Genomic DNA, 22,782 nt, shown 5'->3' on the forward strand with positions numbered 1-22,782 from the left:
AGTCGCTATATTACAGCATCTCGCGAATACGCTCTGCGTCGCTCGCGGCATAGCCAAGCGCAACCGCGACATCGGTTAACATACGCTTTTTCTTGGTGGTGTTCGAATTGGTGATCACCCAGTACTCGCTATTTGGAATCAACTTAGGTTTAGTCGAACTACCAGCTTCACGAAGTGCTTCGTCGCTTTTGGCAAAATACAAACGATCACGACCACGAATATCCAGCACTTGCTCAAATTCGCCTTTATGGACTCGATACAGATTCGATAAAATCAATAAAAAGCGACCTACGGCACCTCGTTGTGCTGCAAGTTCTTCTTTATTAATCAAATCAAATACGTTTTGAATTTCACTTGTTTTATTTTCGCTTGATAATGGTGCCGCAGTATCACTTGCTTGCACTACTTCAACATTGTCTTGTTCGATGTCATCTGCGCGAGCAACATCGCTAACCGTTTCGTCGCTATCACTGTGCTCAGCGACAGCTTCTGCTTCTGGGCGAGTCGCGGCGACAGGCATTGTATGTTCGATATCTTGATTGCGGTCAAGTTGCAGTAGGCGACGCAAAATATCTGAGGCACTCTCACCAATAAATTTCGTGTTACCTGCGATATATTGATATAATTCGTCATCTATTTCGATGGTTTTCATGAAGTTCCCATTCTGTTATTTTTTCTGGCAAGCAAGTGATAACCGCCACCTGTTTGCCACATTATCTGGCACGTAACGAAATATCTCGGCTTCGGTACATATTTCGTCGAAAACTGCTTCGATTATAACGACCTTACTCACAACTCTCTACCCTGTAATGACGACAAATAACAGTTTTTTCTAAGGAAAAACAAATTTGCGCAGAAATTGCCAGTAAATTGTTTTAAAATGCCGGCCCAAACAGGCGAAACACTCTAAATTATGACTCAACACAGTATGCTTCATCATAAAGTCACCGGTTCTGGTGAACCTGTCGTGGTTATTCACGGTTTATTTGGCAGTATGGAAAACCTAAACATGATCAGCCGCCCTTTGGCGCAGCAGTATCAGGTAATAAGTGTTGATGTGCGAAATCATGGCAAGTCTTTTCATCATGACGAGATGACATACCCTGCAATGGCGAGCGATGTCATTGCGTTGTTAGATCATTTAAATATTGAGTCGGCAAGCTTTTTAGGCCACTCGATGGGTGGCAAAATTGCCATGACAATTGCCTTACAACACCCACAACGCATCAATAAATTGATGATTGCTGACATTGCGCCTGTAACCTACCCTCCGCACCACAATGACATCATCAACGGCCTGCAAGCAGTTGATTTACAAAACATCAACGGTCGTAAGCAAGCCGATGAACAACTTAGCCAAGCGGTAGGTGACGCGTCGGTTCGGCAATTTCTACTGAAAAATCTTGCTCAAGATGATAACGGTTATGCTTGGCGTGTTAATTTAGACGTGATCCAAGAGAAATACTCTGACATCGCAGCGGGTTTTACCGACGGTTGTTTTACTGGTGATACCTTATTCATCAAAGGTGGTGAGTCAAATTACATTACTGCGGAACACCAAGGGATTATTAGGTCTTTATTCCCGAATGCAAAAGCAAAAATAATCCAAGGCGCAGGCCATTGGCTTCATGCTGAAAAGCCGATTGCGTTTAATAAAATTGTTAGCGATTTTTTGCAATCGTAATTTTCAGATAAAAAGCATTATATGACGGTACATTTAGCCATGATCTTATGCTATAGTGCCGCCGTAATTTTGTAGGGTGAAGTATGCTTTCCGAACACTTAGAATTAATCGAGTCTATTGGCCTTAACCTATTTTTTGTTGTTATTTTCTTCTTTATTGGTATGTCGATACACGATGTGATGAAGAAAAATGATGTACCTAAAAAAGGTCGTTATGTCGTTTATTTTGTTTTATTCCTTGGATGTGCAGGCTTCATTGCCAAAGGAATCATCCAATTTATTTGGGAAAGTCAGGGAATAGGATAGAATTATGGCTAAAGAAGCAGCAGATTTGACAACCATTGATTTGTTTGTCGATGAAAAGCGTCCTGGTCGCCCACGAACAAACCCTTACCCGCGTGAAGTGCAGGTAAAGATCAACAAGCGTAATCAGGTTAAGCGTGATAAAAACAAAGGTTTAAAGCGCGTAGAGTTTAAAGTTCATCAAGATTTATTTACTCAACTTGATGACATGGCAAAAGATAAAGGCGTAAGTCGCAGTGACCTTATTGAGTCACTATTAACAGCGGCATTAACGTCTGGTAAGTAATTAACAAAAGGTTAGAAATTCATGGCAACTGTCGGTCTATTTTTTGGTAGTGATACAGGCAACACGGAAGCTGTTGCAAAGATGATCCAGAAAAAACTGGGAAAGAAAAACGTCGAAGTTAAAGATATTGCCAAAAGTACCAAAGAAGATATCGCTGAGTTCGATCTGTTGATCCTTGGCATTCCTACATGGTACTACGGTGAAAACCAATGTGATTGGGACGACTTCTTACCGGAATTGGAAGAAATTGATTTTACCGACAAACTTGTGGCTATTTTCGGCTTAGGCGATCAAGAAGATTACGCTGAGTACTTTGTTGATGCAATGGCACCACTGCGCGATATCGTTGAAGCGAAAGGCGCTATCGTAGTTGGTGGCTGGTCTACCGAAGGTTACGAATTTGAAGCGTCAAAAGCCTTGTTAGACGATAATACCTTTATTGGTTTAGCCATTGACGAAGATCGTCAACCAGAACTAACCGAAGAGCGTGTCGACGCTTGGATTGCCCAGCTAATGGATGAAATGGCATTATCGGAATTGCTAGACTAATTCGTTAGGCTTACGGTCTTATTCATCATTAAGCGCCAGTTACAGGCGCTTTTTTTATGCCTGTTATTAAACACAAAAACACCAAATGATATCGCAGACTACCACTCAATCCCCTCTGCTCAGGTCAACACAAGGCGTATTTAACCCTATGATTTATGTTGGTATTGTCCGTATATTTGAAAAAAGTACCGTTAATTAACGCTTTTATAGGTTATTGCAAAGAATTCGTAATAAAGGGTTTTAACCCGGGTCAATACTCCCTATAATCGTTGTAGTTTTACCGATAATTAAGTTGTTTATGCCTGATCAAAATGAAGAGCTAAAAAAAGCTGGACTGAAAGTCACACTGCCACGTGTGAAAATCTTGGAAATCCTCCAAAACCCAGATAATCAGCATATCAGTGCTGAAGACGTATATAAGATTTTGCTTGAGCAACACGAAGAGATTGGCTTAGCCACCGTGTATCGCGTATTAAACCAATTTGATGACGCCGGCATTGTCACCCGCCATCATTTTGAAGGCGGTAAGTCAGTGTTTGAATTATCACAAAAAGCCCATCACGATCACCTTGTGTGTTTAAAGTGTGGCAAAGTTGTTGAGTTTGAAGACGATCTCATTGAACAACGACAAATTGACATTGCCAATAAAAACAAAATCAAACTCACTAACCACAGTTTATATTTATACGGTGAGTGTGAAGACGAGCAGGCATGTGAAGCATATCGTCTCGAGAACAGTTAATCGCTCCAAGTAACCTCGATAATACATGACAGAAAAGCCACTAGAGAATATCTTAGTGGCTTTTTTAGTTTCTTATAGCGGTAAATTAAGCAGCAAAACCACGTGACAAAATGTCGCGTAGCAAAGACTGAATAACGAAAAAAGCCACACAAGGTTATCCAAGTGTGGCTTTTTTATATGCGCTTGATGACGCCGAATATATTAATCGCCGATTTTAGCCCATGTATCACGAAGACCAACGGTACGGTTAAATACCAAGTTCTCTTGTGTCGCATCTTTGTTATCTAAACAAAAATAACCTTGACGCTCAAATTGATAAGCTTGCTCTGGCTTGGCGTTTGCAAGCGCAGGCTCTACCCGTGCGCCTTTTAGAACCACTAATGATTCAGGGTTAATCACCGAATGGAAATCATCAGCGGCACCAGGGTTTGGCACAGTGAACAAGCGATCATACAAGCGAATTTCTGCCGGCAAGCTCTGCTCTGCACTCACCCAGTGAATAACACCTTTTGGTTTAGTGCCATCTTCAGGGTTTTTACCGAGCGTATCAGGGTTGTAGCTACAGTAAACGGTCGTTACCTTGCCGTTTGCGTCTTTATCACAGCGTTCGGCCGTGATCACATAAGCACCACGCAAACGTACCGACTTACCAAGCACCAAGCGCTTGTATTTTTTGTTGGCTTCTTCTCTAAAGTCTTCCGCTTCAATCAATAACTCACGACTAAACGGCACCTCTCGAGCGCCTTGGCTCTCGTCATTTGGGTGATTCTTGATGTTTAGGATTTCAACCTTATCCGCATCGTAGTTTTCAATAACAACTTTAATCGGATCAAGCACGGCCATGGCACGCGGTGCCGTGTCGTTTAAGTCTTCACGAATCGCTGACTCTAATACGCCCATCTCGATGGTGTTATCCATTTTCGTCACACCGATACGCTTACAGAACTCGCGAATTGACGCTGGTGTATATCCGCGACGACGGAAACCGGCAATGGTCGGCATCCGTGGGTCATCCCAGCCGTTAACCAGTTTTTCTGCAACTAAGTTATTTAGCTTACGCTTACTCATAACCGTGTATTCTAGGTTTAAGCGCGAAAACTCGTACTGACGCGGCGTACAGTCAATTGAAATGTTCTCAATGATCCAGTCATAAATGCGACGGTTATCTTGGAACTCTAACGTACACAGTGAATGAGTAATACCTTCAATCGCATCAGAAATACAGTGGGTAAAGTCATACATTGGATAAATGCACCACTTATCCGCGGTTTGGTGGTGATGCGCAAATTTAATGCGGTAAATCACAGGATCACGCATACACATAAAGCTCGATGCCATGTCAACTTTTGCACGCAAGCAACACTCACCTTCTTTATACTCGCCATTTTTCATTTTTTCAAAATGAGCAAGGTTTTCTTCTGGTGATGTATCACGATAAGGACTGTTTTTACCTGGCTTTTGTAAGGTACCACGGTACTCACGAATTTCATCTGGCGTTAGAAAATCAACATAAGCTAAGCCCTTTTCAATTAACTCAACCGCGTAGCCGTGCAACAGGTCAAAGTAGTCTGATGAATAACGAACCTCGCCATCCCACTCAAAGCCTAACCACTGTACGTCTTTTTGGATCGAGTTAACGTAATCAATATCCTCTTTTTCCGGGTTAGTATCATCAAAGCGCAGATTACACTTACCCTGATAATCTCTAGCAATCCCAAAGTTTAAACAAATGGACTTGGCATGACCTATGTGCAGATAACCATTTGGCTCTGGCGGAAAACGAGTTTGCACATGATCGTGCTTACCGCTCTCTAGATCAGCATCAATAATATTGGTAATAAAATTACTAGCACGGGTTGGTGTATCCGACATCTAGGAAACCTCTGAAACGATAAATATGATAAAAATTAAAAATAACGGCACATTATAACAATTAGGTTGAGAAATAAAATATCAACCCCGCAAACAATAAAAAATAACCTAACAAAATTGCGACCGAGTTGGTCTTGTTTAACTATTTTGCTTTATTGCGGTTTGCTATTAGCCGCCACAGTCGATTGCAGAAAACCATAATAAAGATAAACGCCTCTAATCGCCCATCGAATGCGTTGCCATGGTCTTGGTTAAAGGCTCAAGCTCCTGTTGCTTGCTATACTCAATCAGTCGTTTTTTCAGCTCAGCTTCTGGCACCTGTTCTTTTTGTGTGGCAATAATCCAGGTATGACCAAAGGGGTCTTGTAAAGTACCCGTTCTTGCACCATAAAATTGATTTTCTACAGCTTTCATTTGTATGGCACCTGCCACAATAGCTTGTTCAAATACTGTATCAACATCGTCAACATACAGCATCATAATCACCCCGGCATGTCCCAATGACTGTGGTGATACGTAGCCCATACGTTTATTTTCATTGGTAATAATAAATACCGAATTGCCAATTTGTAGTTCCGCATGCACGATACCGCCATCAGGAATATCAAGCCGAGTACGTACTTCGGCCGCAAAGGCTCGTTGATAAAACTCAATGGCCGTATCGGCACCAATACAAATAAGATATGGCGTAATGGAATGGTACCCTTCAGGGATTGCGCTGACAGACATAGCCGCCCCTTATAATGATTACAGACAACTAAGGTATAGGCGATTTTAACCTGAATGAACAGTTAACATGCTCTGTCCCGCTTTAGCAACAGTAAATACTGACGTTTACGCTTTTGGCCTCGGGATAAAAACGGCTGTTCAGGTAATCTGTCAGGCTATTGTCGAGACATTAGCCTTGACAGTCACCTGACAAAAACTCTTTATCGATAGTGGTTTTATTTTCACCGACAGCAACTAAACCAGGTACAGGCTCATCGTAGCCACATAACCAAGATATCGGGCTTGCCGGGCTACCGTCAACGATCATAGGTCTAAAGGAAAGTACCTTACCTTGCAAAGGCTCTGGTGCATCGTGGCCAAGCTCGATATGAAAAGCGCCATTTTCTACGGTGACACCACGAATTTTATTGGTGATAAGTTTATCTGCTTCAGGTAATCCTGCTTCTGCGTTATCGCTTGGAAAGGCCAAGTGCTTTAGATAATACTGAGTGATAGGCTCACGTAAATTACTGGCATAAGAGATAGGTTCGACAACATGTGACTTCATGATATATCCCGAGTAACTCGGCAAAGCAACAGAGGCAAGTATGCCAATGATCGCGACCACAATCATCAATTCAATTAGGGTGAATCCTTTATGATTTTTCATATTAATTGTCCTAGTCCAAAAATGGGTTGATACATCACCATAATCAAATACCCGATACTGATATATATGAATGTCTCAAAGGCGATTAATGCCCGCCTAACGTGTAATGTTAATTGCCTATCTAATTGCTCACTTTTAACGGTTAATAAACTCGGCAAGGTTGCGATAAAATTGGCATCATTAGATTGCATATGCGCCAGTGCAGGTATTAACAGCGGTTTGCCGTCAACAAGATTAAGTGGTGCCATCAATAACTGTGACATCACATTCAGTTGCTCAGAAATCTTTTTACCAAACAGCCAGTGATAAGCGCCATCCCGCTGCACTAATGCACTGTCAATGTGCGTTAATCGTCGATGCACAATCCAACTCAGCAACATAAATATTGGTATAAGCGACATAGTTACCAGGTAAACACGATCAAAGGTGTCAAGCTGAGCGGGCAACTGGGTCTCATAAATACCGTATAACTGGACAAACTCTGTTACCACAAACAGCTTAAAGAGCGTCGCTATCACAATGAATAGTATGGAAATCGTAACAAGATAATAGAATCTATCGACCCGCTTTTGCGACTCAAAGGCAATACCCGATAGTTTATTGATATCGATACTAAGGTAGGCGCGAAGGCAGCTCACTAATTTATGTTCGTCGTCAATGCTAATTAATTTCTCAAACAAGCGCCCGGCCGAGCCCGAAAGCTGTTTCTCTTCAAAAAATGGCGAAATATCGAGCGCCTCCAGCTCAGCCAACGCTTGTTGTTTTGTTCTTCCCGCCTCAAGTTGTTGACACAAATAACGGCAATTAAAGTGAAAATGTGCCCAGCTCATACTCACACCACGTTTTTATTATTATTTATAAACAGTATCTTAGTTTCAAATTTGAGGCAAGAGCGCACCAACACCGTCTATCAACTACACTTATAGAGTGCGCCGTTTCTCGCACGTTAACGTACTTTAGTTATGAATAGACAATCTTCGCTACGTGCTGCCATATTTTTTATCGCTATGAGTATCTCTACATCAAGCTTTGCCAATGTCACAGACAAGCGTTGGTACATTATCAACGATGATGTCATGGGAGGTCGGTCTGACAGTCAGATCACCACAACCGACAATAGCATCATCTTCTCAGGAACCGTGTCTTTAGAAAACGATGGTGGTTTTGCTTCGATCAGGGCTGCAATGCAATCTCCTGAAAATAGCACTAATGTGCAAATCATTATGCTTGGTGATGGCAAAACCTATCAATTACGGTTGCGTTCAAATCGCTTATACGATGGGCCGGCTTTCGTTCATGAATTTAAAACAATCAAAGGCCAGTGGCAAACTTTGATTGTTGATAAAAATGACTTTCATCTGCAATATCGGGGCCGCAAGCTCACCTCCACCGAACAAGTGGATATTGGCGATATCGAGCAGATTGGTTTTCTCATATCTGGTAAACAAGAAGGCGAGTTTTCCTTACAGATTAAAAGTATTGTTTTCTTAACGCAGATATAGATGCCATCAGCATTGCCTCTGGAGAGCTTTATAAAAACCTGGTTTATTTGTCATTCGATATTCGATCAAAAAAGCCTGACATAAAGTCAGGCTTTTGACATAAACCGTGTGGCATTCCCCCCGGTTATTACTTCAATTCTTTCACGCCCATATTAAATAACGTAAAGCTGAAGATATCGGCGTACTGCTCGATAGTTTTCGACACCGGCGTGCCTGCACCATGACCGGCATTGGTTTCAATACGGATCAATACAGGGTTAGTTCCGGCTTGTTTTGCCTGAAGCTCAGCAGCAAATTTGAATGAATGCGCTGGCACAACACGGTCATCATGATCACCTGTTGTTACCATAGTTGCAGGGTATTCAACACCTTGCTTAACATTATGAACCGGAGAATAACCAAGTAAATACTTAAACATTTCTTCGCTTTGCTCGGCGGTACCATAGTCATACGCCCAACCCGCACCAGCCGTAAAGGTATGGTAACGTAGCATATCGAGAACACCAACCGCTGGCAGCGCTACTTGCATCAAGTCTGGACGCTGTGTCATCACTGCTCCAACCAACAAACCGCCGTTTGAACCACCGCGAATCGCTAAGTGATCGCTTGATGTGTAGTTTTTATCGATTAAGTATTCTGCTGCGGCAATAAAGTCATCAAATACATTTTGCTTTTGTAGTTGCGTACCCGCATCATGCCACGCTTTACCATACTCACCACCACCACGCAGGTTTGGTACGGCATAAACACCACCTAACTCCATCCATACAGCATTCGCTACAGAGAAGCGCGGTGTTAAACTGACATTAAAACCACCGTAACCATACAAAATGGTTGGGTTTTTACCGTTCAGTTCAAGGCCTTTTTTATGAGTGATGATCATTGGCACCTTGGTGCCATCTTTTGAGGTATAAAATACTTGCTTTGACTCGTAGTTGTTGGCATCAAATTTTGCTTTTGATGGCATATATACCGCTGATTCGCCCGTTTTCACATCGAAACTGTAAATGGTCGATGGTGTGCTGTAGTTACTGAATGAATAGTATAAGGTGGTCTGCTCATCTTTACCTGACATCGCACTTGCGGTGCCAACACCCGGTAATGTCACATCACGCACTAGCTTACCATCAACATCGTATTGAGCGACTTTTGAAACCGCATCGACCATGTAATTGGCAAAAATATAACCGCCACCAACAGATGGTGATAATACATTGTCGCTTGTGGCGATAAAGTCTTGCCAGTTGCCACTTTGTGGCGCACTCGCATCAACCGTCACAACGCGTTTATTCGGCGCATCAAGGTTGGTTACGATATACAGCTTGCTGCCAATGTTATGCAACACGTAGCTGTCTGAGTCCATATTATCGACTAACGTAACCAGCTCACTGTCAGGCTTGCTCAAGTCAAGCATGTATAAGTCGTTGCCTGATGTTGAATTTGCCCCTGAAATAAATAAGTAATTGCCATCATCGGTCACAGAGCCACCGACGTAACGACGCTTTTGCGCATCACTACCACCAAACACTAACCTATCGCCACTTTGTGGTTGACCTAACTTGTGATAATACAGCTTGTGTTGATCTGTTTTTGCTGATAACTCACTGCCTTCTGGCTTATCGTAGCTTGAGTAATAAATGCCTTCATTTTTGTACCAAGATAGTCCAGAAAATTTCACATCCACCAGCATATCATCAAGTTTTTTGCCGGTTGCCGTGTCAATAAAGTACACTTTACGCCAATCACTGCCACCTTCAGAAACCGAATATGCTGCAATAGAGCCATCATGCGAGAAGCTTAGCCCGCCCAATGACGTGGTACCATCTTCACTAAAGGTGTTTGGATCTAAAAATACCGTATCTTCACCATCTTCGTTTTTGCGGTAAAGAACATACTGATTCTGCAATCCGTCATTTTTGTAGTAGTACTCTACACCACCTTCTAAAAATGGTGCGCCGACTTTTTCAAAGTTCCACATTTGCTCAAGTTTCGTTTTCACTTGCTCGCGATAAGGAATTTGCTCTAAGTAACCGAAAGTGACTTTGTTTTCGGCTTTCACCCAAGCGGCGGTTTCTTCGCTCAAGTCATCTTCTAGCCAACGATACGGATCAGCCACTTGCTGCTCAAAGTAGGTATCAATGGTGTCGCCTTTACGCGTGTCAGGATAAGCCAAGGCGCGCGCTTGTTGTTCAGCAAATTTTTGTTCACTCACTTGCTTTTCTGATGTACTGCTGTCAGCAACATTATTAGTGTTCGGCGCGTTATCTGAACACGCCGATAATAATAATGCCAACGAAGGAATAACGAGTTTTTTCATTATAATAGCTTCCATTATTTTGATTTTTCGCCAATTAGCATAAAGCTTCACAAGCAAAATGTCTAAGACTAAGCCCCTGATTGTTCATACTCATTGCAGTGCCCTTAAAAAAGCAAAACACTGGGGCATATATAACAGCAAGTTATCGTGTCCAGTAACAGCCGTCAGCAATTATGGACATCGACCATAAATAACCCTAGACAGGCTATCGACTTTATTGGCGCTTTGTGTGTTTTTCGTTCAAGCTTAAAACAACAATAACCTCAGCGTCCAATAAGTAAGTCAAACCAATGAATATAGAACAACAAATTCACTGCTACGATGCAAGCTTACCACTGACGAAAGCAAGCACCCCACCAAGCAGTTGGTATACCTGTACAGACATAGCCAAACTTGAGTCAGATAGCGTGTTTAGCAACAATTGGTTATTAGCCGCTCGTGTTGAGCAATTACAAAAACACGGAGATTATGTCGCCACAACCATCGCCAACCAGCCCGTATTGTTAGTGAAAGAGAACAACACAAAGGCGTTTTACAACGTCTGTCAGCATCATGCGGCGCAAGTCATGGCAAATGGAAGTGGGTGCACTAACGCCCTAGTTTGCCCATATCACGCGTGGCGCTATGGTTTAGATGGCAAACTAAAAAATGCACCTAGATTTTCAGGGGTTGAGCTGTTTGATGTCAGCAAAATTAGCTTAAAACCGATTCATTGCACGGTGTGGCAACATTGGGTGTTTATCAATTTCAGTCATAATCCCGTGCCTTTTGAGCAACAATTTGCAGGTTTAATTGAGCAATTTTCCAACTTATCTGTAAGCGATGTAACGTATTACAGCAGCAGTCATTATCAGCTCAACTGCAACTGGAAAGTGTATGTCGATAATTACCTCGATGGTGGCTACCACGTGCCCATTTTACATAAAGGGTTAAGCTCGGCATTGGATAATCGGCATTACCAAATTGCCAATGGTGAGCGCTATAATGTGCAGTCCTGTCCAACCAAAGTGATGGTTGATGACACTAACCCTTTTGCCAATGTTCGTAGTGGCACCGCCCGTTATTACTGGCATTACCCCAATATGATGTTCAATTTTTATGACGGGATTTTGGGCACCATGGTAGTAGAGCCGTTAGCGGTTGATAAGTGCCAAGTACAATTTGATTATTATTTTAATGATCAGCTTGAGAAAATTACTGACGCCTTTAAACAGCACAGCGTCGCAATAGCGGATAAAATTCAAGCCGAAGATGCGGGCATATGTGAGTCGGTACAGCAAGGTCTTGCCTCGAAAGGTTATGATACTGGGCGACTATCGGTAGATAAAGAAAGCGGTGAACATTTATTTCACCGCTTATTGTATAACGATTTAAGCGCGACTTGACGCATTTAGGTATCCCCAGACATAAGTCAGTTATAGCCTAGGTACAATGCGGCGTGTCGTCGCAGGCGTCACCTGTGCCGACAGCCTGATGGCACTTACCGCAAATATTCGCCTAAAAATGATTCCATTTTACGATACGCTTCGTATACATTTTTTTGCTGATAAAAACCATGTCCTTCAAAGTCTTTTAATAATGACTGATACGGATGACCGACATCATCTAAGGCCTCGGTTAGGTCATAGTAGTTATCGATTGGTACTCGCTGATCTTTTTTGCCATGAATCAGCAACAATCCGGCCTTAATTTTATCGACATGATAGACAGGCGATCTCTCTCTAACAAAGTCCTCATCATCATACCCCCATGCGGCATCAATAAATCGACGTCCAGATTTGATTCGAATCGTATCACTTTTTTCCCAACGTTCAATGTTATAAAGACCCACATAGCCTATCGCACATTGATACAAATCAGGCTCCTTAATGACGCCCATTAACGCGGCATAGCCACCGTAACTTGCACCGTAAATACAAACTTTATCTTTGTCGGCGATACCTTGCTCGATTGCCCATCTGGTTGCATCGGTCAAATCATCCTGCATTTCGCGGCCCATTTGTTTGTAGGCACCATATTGAAAGTCATTACCTCGACCACCAGAGCCACGGTAATTGACTTGCAATACCGCATAACCGCGATTCGCAAAAAATTGTGCTTCGGGATCAAAGCCCCAATCATCGCGCACGCCATATGGCCCTCCGTGGACAAGCAAAATTAACGGTGTTTTCCCGGTCGCGCCTTTAGGGCGAGTTAAATAACCGGTAATTTTTAAACCATCTCTTGCATTAAATTCAACGGGCTCCATTGACGCAAGTTGATCTTCTTTTAACCAGCTACGCAAGCGCATAAGGTATTCAAGCTTATTGGCAGATAAGTCCATCAAATAAAAGGTGCCGGGATCTTTGTCACTATAGACAGAAACTAATGCCTTTTTATTGCCTTTGGTGACATCGCTTAACGAGACAGCTTTGCCAGGGAATGCTGCCTGAAGAGACCGTAACAGCTTGGCAGAAGGATGGGTATTGTCAAGCACCGTGATTTCAGGCTGACCAAGCTCTCGCTCTACGGCGATAAGCTCCGGTTGCTCATAATCTAAACTGTAATGTAGGCGACTAAGCTCTGCGTCACCTGTTAAGTCGACTATTTTCGTCAACGACTTATCGGTTAAGCTAAATTTAAATAAGCCATTTCGTTTGCCTGTATCTGTGGGGATTAAGTACAATGATTTTTCATCTGCACTCAAACCCAGCGGTCTAAAACCACCTTCTTCTTCCTTAAAGCTATACCATAGCTGCCAATCATCCGAGCCAATAGCTTTGCCGTAAAGTTTGACATTGTCGTCATTATCTGAGCCGAGCACAGCTCGGATAGTACCATTACGTTCGGTAATAAAACTTCCATATTTAACCGGGCTTTTTTCAACCCGTTTATGGCTACCGGAGTACACATTAACTTTATATACCGTCGGTATTTGCGCATCATATAAAGTGACTAGTATGTGTTCCGAATCTGCCTGTAAGGTATTTAATAAGCTAAAACCATAAGGCATAGTGGCAGCCTGACCGGCTCGTTTAGCTTTAGGCATTAATTGCGCCGGTTTGTCACCGTCAAAGTTGGCGGCAAACATAAAGCCTGTTTGCACAGGTCTTGCTAGTGGCCCGACTTTTTTTACCATAGATGCATATATGCGTTCATCATTAAGCCAGCCAAAACTGCCAACTTCATCATTATCGTTGCTAAAGTTAAACACCTTAACTAACTTTTTGTTGTCGACTCGCATTACCACTAATTTAACTTGGCCGTTAATATCTGCGGTCGCCGCAAAATACTCGCCGGTTGGCGATAAGCGAATTGAGCGAAGTTCGGGGTATTTAAAGAATGACTCTACTGGTAACTCGTCAAACGCTCTGGCATGGTTTGCCGTAAATGCGCTAAGCAACATACTCACTAAGGCCATTGCCGTAAAAAATTTGCCCATATCGTCTGTCCCTATATCTGGTAAACTCGTATTGAATAAATCATTTGCACCGCAAATAAAAAGAGCGGCCTTAGCCGCTACTTTTTTATTTTGATGCTATTTCTTAGAATCGGTAGTTCAGATTCAAGAATGCTTCACGGCCAATACCTGCGCCACTGTATACGTAAACGTTATACCATGGGTAAGCTGTTGGACCGATTGTTGAATCTTTCGGTGCCTCTGCATCGAATAAGTTAACAACAGACAAGGTTACTCTTAAGTCTTCAGTAAAGTCGTAAGAGCCTGTCAAGTTCCAACGGATCCAAGGTGATACGCGATCCTCTTCACCTTCTTCGATTAGATACGGGTTATACACTGTGGTCGAACCCATGCGGTTAAACGACAATGCTGTACGCCACACATCTTGTGACCAGCTAAATGAACCGGTCCAAGTTGAGCGCGGTACCCAGCCACCTAAGAAAGGATCATCACGTAAATCAACCCAGTCAGAATCGGCGGTTAGTTTCTCTTCATAACTCAGCATGTGTGAGTAATTCATTGAAACACCTAAATCACCGTATGCTGTTTGCGTCGCATAATTCATGCTCGCATCGAGGTACTCTGAGCGCTCTGCCGACTGGTTAATTGGCGTTGCGTTAAATGTATCAACATACGAAATACCGGTTTCTTCATTGGTCACACGAGATAAACGGCGAGCAACGTAATCACAACGCTGTTCGTTCACATTGCCAGTATTCATGTAACACTCAAACTCATCATCAAGTAGACCTTGGATGCTCTCGGTTGTTACTTTATCTTCAAGCTCCATTTTGGTGTAATCAACGGTGAATGATAATTCATCGGTTACATCGTAAGCGATTCCGTACCAGTAAGAGCTACCCGTTTCATCTTTCAAGCCTTCCGCATCAGGGTCAATAGACTGTGCGCCGACGCGTTTAACGAATGATGAGCTACCTTCACAATCTTCACGATTAAACTCACCAGAGCCAGTCGCTTGGAATTGCTGGTAACAGCTGACGTAGTCCGTTGTTCCTGTGTAGAAACCCGTTTCGGTGTACACATAGTTCAAATCAGGTGCACGGAAGCTTTCGGTATAACCAGCACGAACAAGGATTTGCTCAACTGGACGCCACTCGACACTGGCAGATGGCGTAACACGGGTACCAATAGACGACGAGTCATTATCGTAGCTATCAACACGTGCAGCGGCATTCACCGTAAATGTATCAGTCACAGGTGCCCTAAGCTCAAGACCAAGTGCCGTACGAGTACGATCACCACCACCGTTATAACCGGTTAACTGGTACCAACCAGAACCTGTTGTATTTGGAATAGGGGCATCTTGTTGCAACAATTCATCAGGGATAAATTCGAAATCTTGTTTTTCGTATTCTGCCGCTAATGCAAACGACAATGGCCCTGCAGGCAACTGCATCAAATCACCACTTAAGTTAAAGCCTAAGCTTGTCGATGAGGTTTCGTTACCATAGGTTTGTTTGCCAAGTGCATTGGTAATAAGATGGCGGTTTTCATCGGTAATTGGCGTGTGGGTGTTATAGCGAATACCAAACGCCCCCTCACCTGTGTACCAGTTATCACCAAAGAACGATACACCACCAAATACTGGTGCAACATCACCTAAGAAGGTGTCGAAGTACTCTTGTGCTTTCCACCAAGGGCGCTCTGATTCTAGCTCGTAGTATGAGTGCGTTGCATAAGCATCCCAATAGAACTCACCCCACTCACCTTCAGCACCGAACGTTACCGTAAAGCTGGTTTCTTCATAGGTTTCATCCATGGACATTTGTAGCTCTTCTTCGGTAAAGGCACGTTGACGTACAGTCCACTCGTACCACTGACCAAAAAATGGGTTAGGTGTGATTTCATCCATGTGTAAGATTTCTTCCGAAACATACGGCGATAAACCATTGTTACTGCGCGAATCCGAGGTGTATACCATTACATCAGCAAACAATCGAACATCATCAAGTTCATAGTTACCACTGAATAGACCTGATAATTGCTCGGTTTCATTGCGGAAGTTAACATCACCAGCTGAGTTATAACCACAGAAGTTACCAGCATTTGGACGATACGAGTAAACGGTACCATTGCCAACAGCGTCACACGCCGCTTGGCCACCTGGATCTAGGTAAGTATCATCTGGTGTCCATGAATTCCAGCGACGTAAATCAAGGTTAATTCGCGAACGATACGCATCGCCATTTTCTTCTGCATAAGGGTAATCTAATTGACTGTCGTCATATTGATCATAATCAGACGCCAAAATACCGTCACGTTTTTGATACTCTAATACGGCGGTAAAGTTACCATTTTCAAACGTGCTACCGGTTAAAAGTTGTAAACGGTTGGTTGATTTTGCCGACTTAGACTCAGTAGGAGTGCCGTACATGTAATCGAGGCTGGTTTCATCCACATCTTTTTTCAAGATGATGTTAATAACACCAGCGATAGCATCTGAACCGTAAATCGCTGAGGCGCCTGACGCAAGAACTTCGATACGATCAACGGCACCAATTGGAATACTACCAAAGTTAAATACGGATGTAGCTGACTGGTAAGGCGCAGGATAATTCGCTGCACGACGACCATTTAAAAGCACTAGGGTATTACCAACACCGATACCACGTAAGTTCAGCGTTTGAACATTAGGGGTAAACAATTGGCTTTCAGGGCCTTCAAATTGGAACGCACCGTTTTGCGCCAGATTAGTTAGGGCATCAAATACCGTTACGTTGCCTTCGGCCTGCATGTCTTCGGCACTTAGTACCACAAGTTGTTGCGCACCTTCAAAATCTGCACGACTAATCCGCGAGCCAGTAACCTCAATTCTATCAATTGATTCGTTACTTTCAGCAGCTTGCTGTTCTTGCTCTTGCTCTTGTGCGAAGGCAGAACCAGCGACTAGAGTAGACAAAAGCAAAGAATGGCGAATAGCGTTAGACAGTGTTGATATTTTTGTCATTGTTATTCTTCTCTTTAAATAAATTTCTAGAAATATATCAGCCGAAGCTAAACCTTAGCCGATACCACCATGCTACACATCATTAACAATTAATCAACAACTATTCGAGAATTAATTGTGTCTATTTACGACATCGCCTCGTTTCTTAACGAAGAAGTATTTAATCAAGTTTTTCAGTGACTTGTACTGCTGCATTTTTTCGTTGATCGTAACGTAATAGCCAATACATTGGTAAACCTGCTAATAGCAAAGCCAAGCCTGACAATATTGCTTGTTGTCCGGTATTGATAATTATCCACGCAGAAAACAAGCAAGCGAATAACGATACGGTTACGCTGGCAATGGTCCGTTTATGGCTTGCTTGGTGATTCCATAACATGGTGGTGTGCGCTAGCGAACACATTAAGTAAGGTAGCAAGCTAGTCAGGGTTGATAACAAAATAACAAATGTAAATTGCGCTACTAGATCGTCGCGGTAATTCATCAGCACCAATAGCGATACCAATAACGAAGAAATAACCATGGCTCGAGCCGGTACACCATTTCGAGCCTGTTTTGCAAACAGCGACGGTAACAAGCGATCGTTTGCAGCGGCCATAGGCACTTGGCCAACGACTAAGGTCCAACCGTTAAGGGTACCAAAACACGATATCACCGCCACACCAGCGACCATGTAATACGCCCACTCACCCCATAAAATTGCCGCGGCGTCAGCAAATGGTGCATTCGATTGAGCTAATGCCTCTGGCGCTATCATACCGAGTACCGCAAACGTACTGGGAATATAAATACAAGCAGCGATAAGTGTGCCAAGCAGTGCCGCACGTGGCACATTTTTTTGTGAGTTTTCAACGTCATCGGCCGGAATATTAGCCGACTCTAAGCCTAAGAAGGCCCACATCGTCAATGCCGCAACCGATGAAATGGCAGACAGGTCACTGTCGTTAGTCAAATTAAATGGTTCAAAATGTGCAGGCTCAAGATACCACAGTCCAAATAGCGCGATGGCGATGATTGGCATCGATTTTATAATCGTCGTCGCAAGTTGCACCTTACCGGCTTCTCGAACGCCCAATAAGTTCACCGCAACCAGCAGCCAAACAAAGCTCAGGGTTGCCATCACTTGATAAGAGCTATCTGATGCCAAAATAGGTAAAAATACCGACAAGTAACTCACCAACGCCAGCGCAATCGCAGCGTTTGCGGTTATCACACAAAACCAGTAGCCCCACGCCACTAAGTAGCCCACCGTATCCCCAAACTGATATTGGCAATATTTATACGGCCCTCCTGAGCCCGATACTTTGCGTGCTAAACTGGCAAACACGTACGCCAACGATAACGAGCCCAAAGCAGAAATTAACCAACCAAATAAACTGATACCGCCAAAGTTAGCCAGTGCTGCAGGCAATAAAAAAATACCGCTACCGACCATGTTGCCAGTAACCAGCGAGGTGGTCATCCAAAACCCCAATTTTCTTTTAGCCATCACTATCCTTTTGAATTTATTTGTTTTTAGACTACCCCCCAAGAGAGCAAAGTACAACTTATAAGCAATAAGTTTACTAATAAAGAAAATTTGAGAAACTTGAGGGGAATAAAAACAATATCTTTGGCGTGATTTTACTTGGCGATCTGCTCTGTTTAATTACATCTAACAATCTTGCTGTTCGATAGCAATCAGGCAAAGAATCTGACCGCAGTGAGATGGTGATGATATTGATTTAACGATAAACGAGGCAATATGTCGTTGTCAGAGCTCTAACAACACGGCACAACCACATCCGCAATTATTATGCGACACCGTCAGAAATCGCTAACGTCTATCGTACTCGTGCAAGCAAGCTGTGATGATATAAAACGATAATGTCAGTTACAGTGACTTTTGCGCCGCAATAGGCTCAACTGGCAATAAGACATCGTCACTTACCGGTCTGGTCGCCTCTAATACTGCAATTAATGCCGTAAAACGCTGTTCAACATAAAGCGCAGCTAAACCAAAACAACCGAGCATGACCACAAAAATAGGCAACACTAACGAGTCCATGATGTAAAACTGCGTCACGATAATCGTTAATTGAATAAAAAATGCAATGATCAGGGTTCGGGTCAATACATTACCTTTCGCAACCCTGAGTAGATTCGCATGTTGTTGGTTCACTTGAAGCACAGGTATTTCCTTATTGTTGTGATTGTCGACAAATAACATACTGCACATTACCTAAAACTGTAAAGCGTCAATATAACGATTAAGCAAAGCTAAAGCACAGTTTATGCTTTTTGCTGTAAACATATCCCGCAACAACAGGCTGTTTACTCGCATCAACAGGTTTCTATAAGCAGCGCATGAAAAGACCATGTATTTTGTCACAGAGACGAATGATAAACGATGAAAGACAAACGGATAGCCAATGCTGCTAGGTAGCGAAAAATGCGGATAATAGCCCAAAACCTATAGGCCTATTTATTAGAGTCAAAGATAAGGTGATAAAGAGAACAATGGAGTCAGGCTAAAGCCCCTAAAAAGTAACCCCCCTTGATGGTTAAAGCCCGAGAAGATGAAAGCGCAGGCAAAATAACATACCTGCGCTTTAGCCACGAGCTCTGAACACTTGAATAAGCATTAACCTTGAGTAAAACCGAGGCGAACACCTAGCGTTCGATGATTCCGGGGAATTGTTTACGCTGTTATTAATCTGAGCTGTTATTGATCAGCGCTGTTTTTTGCCATTTGCTGTTTTGCTTTTTCAAGTTCAGTGACATCAAGGCCAAGCTCGTTTACCGCATCGGCAATAAGACCTGGGTTGGTCATCACTTGCATCATCACTGGCTGTAACTGCTCGGGTGGAATGCCTAAATTGGCAATAGTTTGCATCGCCATTAACGGGTTTTGCGTTAGCTCGCTAAAAATCGCCGAGATTTGCTCGTCACTAATCGATTGTTGTTTAAGTAGTTGAATAATAGGGTTCATAGAATCAATTGACCTATCTAGTGAATATTAACAAACATTATACGCTGTAATATGAGCGCTTTGAATAGTAATACGAATAACAAAAACCCGCCAATTGGCGGGTTTTTAAATCTTAACAAGTCAACGAGTTGATTACCAACCAGTCTTCTCTTTTAGTGCAACACCGATGTCAGCTAATGAACGAACGGTTTTAACACCCGCAGCTTCTAGAGCCGCGAATTTCTCATCTGCTGTACCTTTACCACCAGCGATGATAGCACCAGCATGGCCCATACGCTTACCTGGAGGCGCAGTAACACCAGCGATGTAAGAAACAACTGGCTTAGTTACATGTTCTTTAATGTACTCAGCTGCTTCTTCTTCTGCCGTACCACCGATTTCACCGATCATTACGATAGCTTCAGTTTGTGGGTCGTTTTCGAACATTTCTAGAACGTCGATGAAGTTAGTACCTGGGATAGGGTCACCACCGATACCAACACATGAAGACTGACCAAAACCAGCATCGGTAGTTTGCTTAACCGCTTCATAAGTAAGAGTACCTGAACGAGATACGATACCTACTTTACCTGGCTTGTGGATGTGACCTGGCATGATACCAATCTTACATTCGCCTGGCGTGATAACACCTGGACAGTTTGGACCGATCATGCGAACGCCAGTTTCTTCTAGCTTAACTTTAACGTCAAGCATGTCTAGCGTAGGGATACCTTCAGTGATGGTAACGATTAGCTCGATACCCGCATCGATAGCTTCTAAGATCGCATCTTTACAGAAAGGTGCTGGAACGTAGATAACAGTCGCAGTCGCGCCAGTTGCTTCAACCGCTTCACGAACCGTGTTGAATACAGGAAGACCTAAGTGCTCTTGACCGCCCTTACCTGGTGATACACCACCAACCATTTGCGTACCGTAAGCAATCGCTTGCTCAGAGTGGAAAGTACCTTGACCACCAGTGAAACCTTGACAGATTACTTTGGTATCTTTGTTAATTAATACAGACATTATTTGCCCTCCGCAGCAGCAACAACTTTCTCAGCCGCGTCAGTTAATGACTCAGCAGCAATAACGTTTACGTCAGAGCTAGCTAGAACTTCACGACCAGCTTCTGCGTTAGTACCTTCAAGACGTACAACAACTGGTACTTTAACGCCTACTTCTTTAACAGCAGCGATGATACCTTCAGCGATCATGTCACAACGAACGATACCACCGAAGATGTTTACTAGAACTGCTTTTACGTTGTCATCAGAAAGGATGATTTTGAATGCTTCAGCTACACGTTCTTTCGTTGCACCACCACCTACGTCTAGGAAGTTAGCAGGCTTACCGCCGTGTAGGTTTACGATGTCCATGGTACCCATAGCAAGACCAGCACCGTTAACCATACAACCAACGTTGCCGTCTAGCGCTACGTAGTTCAGTTCCCACTGAGCTGCGTGTGCTTCACGCTCGTCTTCTTGCGACGGATCGTGCATTTCACGGATTTTTGGTTGACGGTATAGAGCGTTTGAGTCAACGCCAATTTTGCCGTCTAGACAGTGAAGGTTACCAGCTTCTGTGATAACTAGTGGGTTGATTTCAAGTAGAGCAAAATCGTGATCGATGAACATGTTGCCAAGACCCATGAAGATCTTAACAAATTGCTTCATTTGTACTGGGTTAAGACCTAGTTTGAAGCCTAACTCACGCGCTTGGTAAGCTTGTGGACCTACTAGTGGATCGATAGCAGCTTTGTGGATCAGGTGCGGAGTTTCCTCAGCAACCGTTTCAATATCCACACCACCTTCAGTTGATGCCATGAATACAACGCGACGTGTACCACGGTCAACAACAGCACCAAGGTATAATTCGTTAGCGATGTCTGTGCAGCTTTCTACAAGAATTTTAGCAACTGGCTGACCGTTAGCGTCTGTTTGGTAAGTTACTAGGTTCTTACCTAACCAGTGTTGAGCGAACTCTTTGATTTCTTCTTTTGTTTTAACTAGCTTAACACCGCCAGCCTTACCGCGACCACCAGCGTGAACCTGAGCTTTTACAACCCACATATCACCGCCGATCTTATCGGCAGCCTCTGCAGCTTCTTGAGGGGTATCGCATGCGAAACCTTCAGAAACTGGTAAACCATATTCAGCGAATAATTGCTTCGCTTGATACTCATGCAAATTCATGGTGTTTCCCAATTGCTATTTGAAATGAACTTAGCGTAATCCATGTTCAACAACCTGTTTTTTGAACAATTTGTCGAGTAAATACACTAAACGATTATAATTTTGCCGTGATTATATAGATAAAGCATCAGGGTTTAAACCCCTGCTTGATAGATATGTATTGAATCGCAAAAATGCTAACAAATATTAACAATCGATGCATACTTATCTGCTTCATAAGCATAAACTAGGCGGTAAGCGAATCACCAGACGCTTTGTAATTAACCCTAGTAGCAAAGATAATGTTCACTACGGTGCCAAGCGCCACAATGAGTGCCAAGCGCCACAATGAGTGCCAACTATTAAGTAGCACCTAAAAATAACACCTTCTAAACCAAGACGCTTAATGTTAATGGCTGATGCCTCAACCGGTAAAAACATCAAATCCTTCATCCACCATTTTGGACTATATTTTATCTATCTTGTGTTACCAAACGTTGTCAATATTTTTTACAAACCCAACTAGACCATCCCGACAACACCAAGCAACCCCCAGTTTTTAAAGGCTTTTTATTTTTGGCACATAGCTTGCTTTACATACAGCGAGTGAATTTTATCGCAA

General features: G+C 43.1%; 20 protein-coding genes. 7 read left to right on the top strand and 13 right to left on the bottom strand.

The genetic code is table 11. The features are described from left to right. Positions 1-10: 10 nt before the first annotated feature. Positions 11-652, bottom strand: a complete 642-nt coding sequence (gene seqA / locus ACAX20_RS10150; RefSeq protein WP_371185926.1) for a replication initiation negative regulator SeqA — start codon at positions 650-652, stop codon at positions 11-13. A gap of 261 nt (positions 653-913) precedes the next feature. Here seqA and ACAX20_RS10155 point away from each other — a divergent pair, with 261 nt between their 5' ends. The 5 genes from ACAX20_RS10155 to fur all read left to right on the top strand — a co-directional run bounded on the left by ACAX20_RS10155 (position 914) and on the right by fur (position 3,563). Continuing rightward, complete coding sequence (locus tag ACAX20_RS10155) at positions 914-1,684, top strand: alpha/beta fold hydrolase (protein ID WP_371185927.1); 771 nt, start codon at positions 914-916, stop codon at positions 1,682-1,684. A gap of 83 nt (positions 1,685-1,767) precedes the next feature. Further along, positions 1,768-1,989 (top strand): DUF2788 domain-containing protein, encoded by a 222-nt coding sequence (locus ACAX20_RS10160; protein ID WP_371185928.1) that lies wholly within the window; start codon positions 1,768-1,770, stop codon positions 1,987-1,989. 4 nt (positions 1,990-1,993) lie between these two features. Then, positions 1,994-2,272: a LexA regulated protein gene (gene ybfE / locus ACAX20_RS10165; RefSeq protein WP_371185929.1), complete on the top strand. Its 279-nt coding sequence runs from the start codon at positions 1,994-1,996 to the stop codon at positions 2,270-2,272. Positions 2,273-2,293: 21 nt separating this feature from the next. Beyond that, on the top strand, positions 2,294-2,821 hold the full coding sequence (gene fldA, locus ACAX20_RS10170; RefSeq protein ID WP_371185930.1) for a flavodoxin FldA: 528 nt from the start codon (positions 2,294-2,296) through the stop codon (positions 2,819-2,821). 298 nt (positions 2,822-3,119) lie between these two features. Next, complete coding sequence (gene fur / locus ACAX20_RS10175; RefSeq protein WP_371185931.1) at positions 3,120-3,563, top strand: ferric iron uptake transcriptional regulator; 444 nt, start codon at positions 3,120-3,122, stop codon at positions 3,561-3,563. 201 nt (positions 3,564-3,764) lie between these two features. On the opposite strand, the gene glnS is transcribed toward fur, so the two are convergent. The 4 genes from glnS to ACAX20_RS10195 all read right to left on the bottom strand — a co-directional run bounded on the left by glnS (position 3,765) and on the right by ACAX20_RS10195 (position 7,643). Continuing rightward, the gene (gene glnS, locus ACAX20_RS10180; protein WP_371185932.1) at positions 3,765-5,435 is read right to left on the bottom strand and encodes a glutamine--tRNA ligase; all 1,671 of its coding nucleotides are present in this window, start codon (positions 5,433-5,435) and stop codon (positions 3,765-3,767) included. 216 nt (positions 5,436-5,651) lie between these two features. After that, a complete protein-coding gene (locus ACAX20_RS10185; RefSeq protein ID WP_371185933.1) occupies positions 5,652-6,164 on the bottom strand; it encodes a VOC family protein in 513 nt (170 codons plus the stop codon). A 169-nt stretch (positions 6,165-6,333) separates the two neighbouring features. Next, a complete protein-coding gene (locus ACAX20_RS10190; RefSeq protein WP_371185934.1) occupies positions 6,334-6,813 on the bottom strand; it encodes a prepilin-type N-terminal cleavage/methylation domain-containing protein in 480 nt (159 codons plus the stop codon). Next, the gene (locus tag ACAX20_RS10195; protein ID WP_371185935.1) at positions 6,810-7,643 is read right to left on the bottom strand and encodes a hypothetical protein; all 834 of its coding nucleotides are present in this window, start codon (positions 7,641-7,643) and stop codon (positions 6,810-6,812) included. The genes ACAX20_RS10190 and ACAX20_RS10195 overlap by 4 nt, the downstream gene beginning before the upstream one ends. Before the next feature lie 132 nt (positions 7,644-7,775). On the opposite strand from ACAX20_RS10195, the gene ACAX20_RS10200 reads away from it, so the two are divergent. Then, on the top strand, positions 7,776-8,315 hold the full coding sequence (locus ACAX20_RS10200; protein WP_371185936.1) for a CIA30 family protein: 540 nt from the start codon (positions 7,776-7,778) through the stop codon (positions 8,313-8,315). Positions 8,316-8,442: 127 nt separating this feature from the next. Here the strand turns inward: ACAX20_RS10200 and ACAX20_RS10205 are convergent, their stop codons facing one another. Next, a complete protein-coding gene (locus ACAX20_RS10205; RefSeq protein WP_371185937.1) occupies positions 8,443-10,632 on the bottom strand; it encodes a prolyl oligopeptidase family protein in 2,190 nt (729 codons plus the stop codon). Between the two features lie 290 nt (positions 10,633-10,922). Between ACAX20_RS10205 and ACAX20_RS10210 the strand changes: the two genes are divergently transcribed. Next, entirely contained in the window at positions 10,923-12,017 is a 1,095-nt protein-coding gene (locus ACAX20_RS10210) for an aromatic ring-hydroxylating dioxygenase subunit alpha (RefSeq protein WP_371185938.1), read from the top strand. 95 nt (positions 12,018-12,112) lie between these two features. On the opposite strand, the gene ACAX20_RS10215 is transcribed toward ACAX20_RS10210, so the two are convergent. From ACAX20_RS10215 to sucC, 7 genes are all read right to left on the bottom strand, one after another. Next, positions 12,113-14,053 carry an alpha/beta hydrolase family protein gene (locus tag ACAX20_RS10215; RefSeq protein ID WP_371185939.1) on the bottom strand — a complete coding sequence of 647 codons (1,941 nt, stop codon included), beginning with the start codon at positions 14,051-14,053 and terminating at the stop codon, positions 12,113-12,115. Between the two features lie 103 nt (positions 14,054-14,156). Further along, positions 14,157-17,039 carry a TonB-dependent receptor plug domain-containing protein gene (locus ACAX20_RS10220; protein ID WP_371185940.1) on the bottom strand — a complete coding sequence of 961 codons (2,883 nt, stop codon included), beginning with the start codon at positions 17,037-17,039 and terminating at the stop codon, positions 14,157-14,159. 160 nt (positions 17,040-17,199) lie between these two features. Beyond that, positions 17,200-18,528 (bottom strand): amino acid permease, encoded by a 1,329-nt coding sequence (locus ACAX20_RS10225; protein ID WP_371185941.1) that lies wholly within the window; start codon positions 18,526-18,528, stop codon positions 17,200-17,202. A 384-nt stretch (positions 18,529-18,912) separates the two neighbouring features. Then, entirely contained in the window at positions 18,913-19,209 is a 297-nt protein-coding gene (locus ACAX20_RS10230) for a hypothetical protein (protein ID WP_371185942.1), read from the bottom strand. Positions 19,210-19,743: 534 nt separating this feature from the next. Continuing rightward, on the bottom strand, positions 19,744-20,010 hold the full coding sequence (locus tag ACAX20_RS10235) for a DUF2999 family protein (RefSeq protein ID WP_371185943.1): 267 nt from the start codon (positions 20,008-20,010) through the stop codon (positions 19,744-19,746). 132 nt (positions 20,011-20,142) lie between these two features. Beyond that, entirely contained in the window at positions 20,143-21,015 is an 873-nt protein-coding gene (gene sucD, locus ACAX20_RS10240; RefSeq protein ID WP_371185944.1) for a succinate--CoA ligase subunit alpha, read from the bottom strand. Continuing rightward, positions 21,015-22,181, bottom strand: a complete 1,167-nt coding sequence (gene sucC / locus ACAX20_RS10245; protein WP_371185945.1) for an ADP-forming succinate--CoA ligase subunit beta — start codon at positions 22,179-22,181, stop codon at positions 21,015-21,017. The genes sucD and sucC overlap by 1 nt, the downstream gene beginning before the upstream one ends. Positions 22,182-22,782 lie beyond the last annotated feature (601 nt).

Origin of the sequence: Thalassotalea sp. Sam97, assembly GCF_041379765.1 — a bacterium.
In the GTDB taxonomy this organism is placed as follows: domain Bacteria; phylum Pseudomonadota; class Gammaproteobacteria; order Enterobacterales; family Alteromonadaceae; genus Thalassotalea_A; species Thalassotalea_A maritima.

Coding starts and splice junctions, on each gene's coding strand:
- fldA (WP_371185930.1), top strand. CDS start 2,294: ATGGCAACTGTCGGTCTATTTTTTGGTAGTGATACAGGCAACACGGAA.
- ACAX20_RS10160 (WP_371185928.1), top strand. CDS start 1,768: ATGCTTTCCGAACACTTAGAATTAATCGAGTCTATTGGCCTTAACCTA.
- ACAX20_RS10220 (WP_371185940.1), bottom strand. CDS start 17,039: ATGACAAAAATATCAACACTGTCTAACGCTATTCGCCATTCTTTGCTT.
- ybfE (WP_371185929.1), top strand. CDS start 1,994: ATGGCTAAAGAAGCAGCAGATTTGACAACCATTGATTTGTTTGTCGAT.
- ACAX20_RS10195 (WP_371185935.1), bottom strand. CDS start 7,643: ATGAGCTGGGCACATTTTCACTTTAATTGCCGTTATTTGTGTCAACAA.
- sucC (WP_371185945.1), bottom strand. CDS start 22,181: ATGAATTTGCATGAGTATCAAGCGAAGCAATTATTCGCTGAATATGGT.
- ACAX20_RS10225 (WP_371185941.1), bottom strand. CDS start 18,528: ATGGCTAAAAGAAAATTGGGGTTTTGGATGACCACCTCGCTGGTTACT.
- glnS (WP_371185932.1), bottom strand. CDS start 5,435: ATGTCGGATACACCAACCCGTGCTAGTAATTTTATTACCAATATTATT.
- ACAX20_RS10205 (WP_371185937.1), bottom strand. CDS start 10,632: ATGAAAAAACTCGTTATTCCTTCGTTGGCATTATTATTATCGGCGTGT.
- ACAX20_RS10190 (WP_371185934.1), bottom strand. CDS start 6,813: ATGAAAAATCATAAAGGATTCACCCTAATTGAATTGATGATTGTGGTC.
- ACAX20_RS10215 (WP_371185939.1), bottom strand. CDS start 14,053: ATGGGCAAATTTTTTACGGCAATGGCCTTAGTGAGTATGTTGCTTAGC.
- sucD (WP_371185944.1), bottom strand. CDS start 21,015: ATGTCTGTATTAATTAACAAAGATACCAAAGTAATCTGTCAAGGTTTC.
- ACAX20_RS10200 (WP_371185936.1), top strand. CDS start 7,776: ATGAATAGACAATCTTCGCTACGTGCTGCCATATTTTTTATCGCTATG.
- ACAX20_RS10210 (WP_371185938.1), top strand. CDS start 10,923: ATGAATATAGAACAACAAATTCACTGCTACGATGCAAGCTTACCACTG.
- seqA (WP_371185926.1), bottom strand. CDS start 652: ATGAAAACCATCGAAATAGATGACGAATTATATCAATATATCGCAGGT.
- ACAX20_RS10155 (WP_371185927.1), top strand. CDS start 914: ATGACTCAACACAGTATGCTTCATCATAAAGTCACCGGTTCTGGTGAA.
- fur (WP_371185931.1), top strand. CDS start 3,120: ATGCCTGATCAAAATGAAGAGCTAAAAAAAGCTGGACTGAAAGTCACA.
- ACAX20_RS10185 (WP_371185933.1), bottom strand. CDS start 6,164: ATGTCTGTCAGCGCAATCCCTGAAGGGTACCATTCCATTACGCCATAT.
- ACAX20_RS10235 (WP_371185943.1), bottom strand. CDS start 20,010: ATGAACCCTATTATTCAACTACTTAAACAACAATCGATTAGTGACGAG.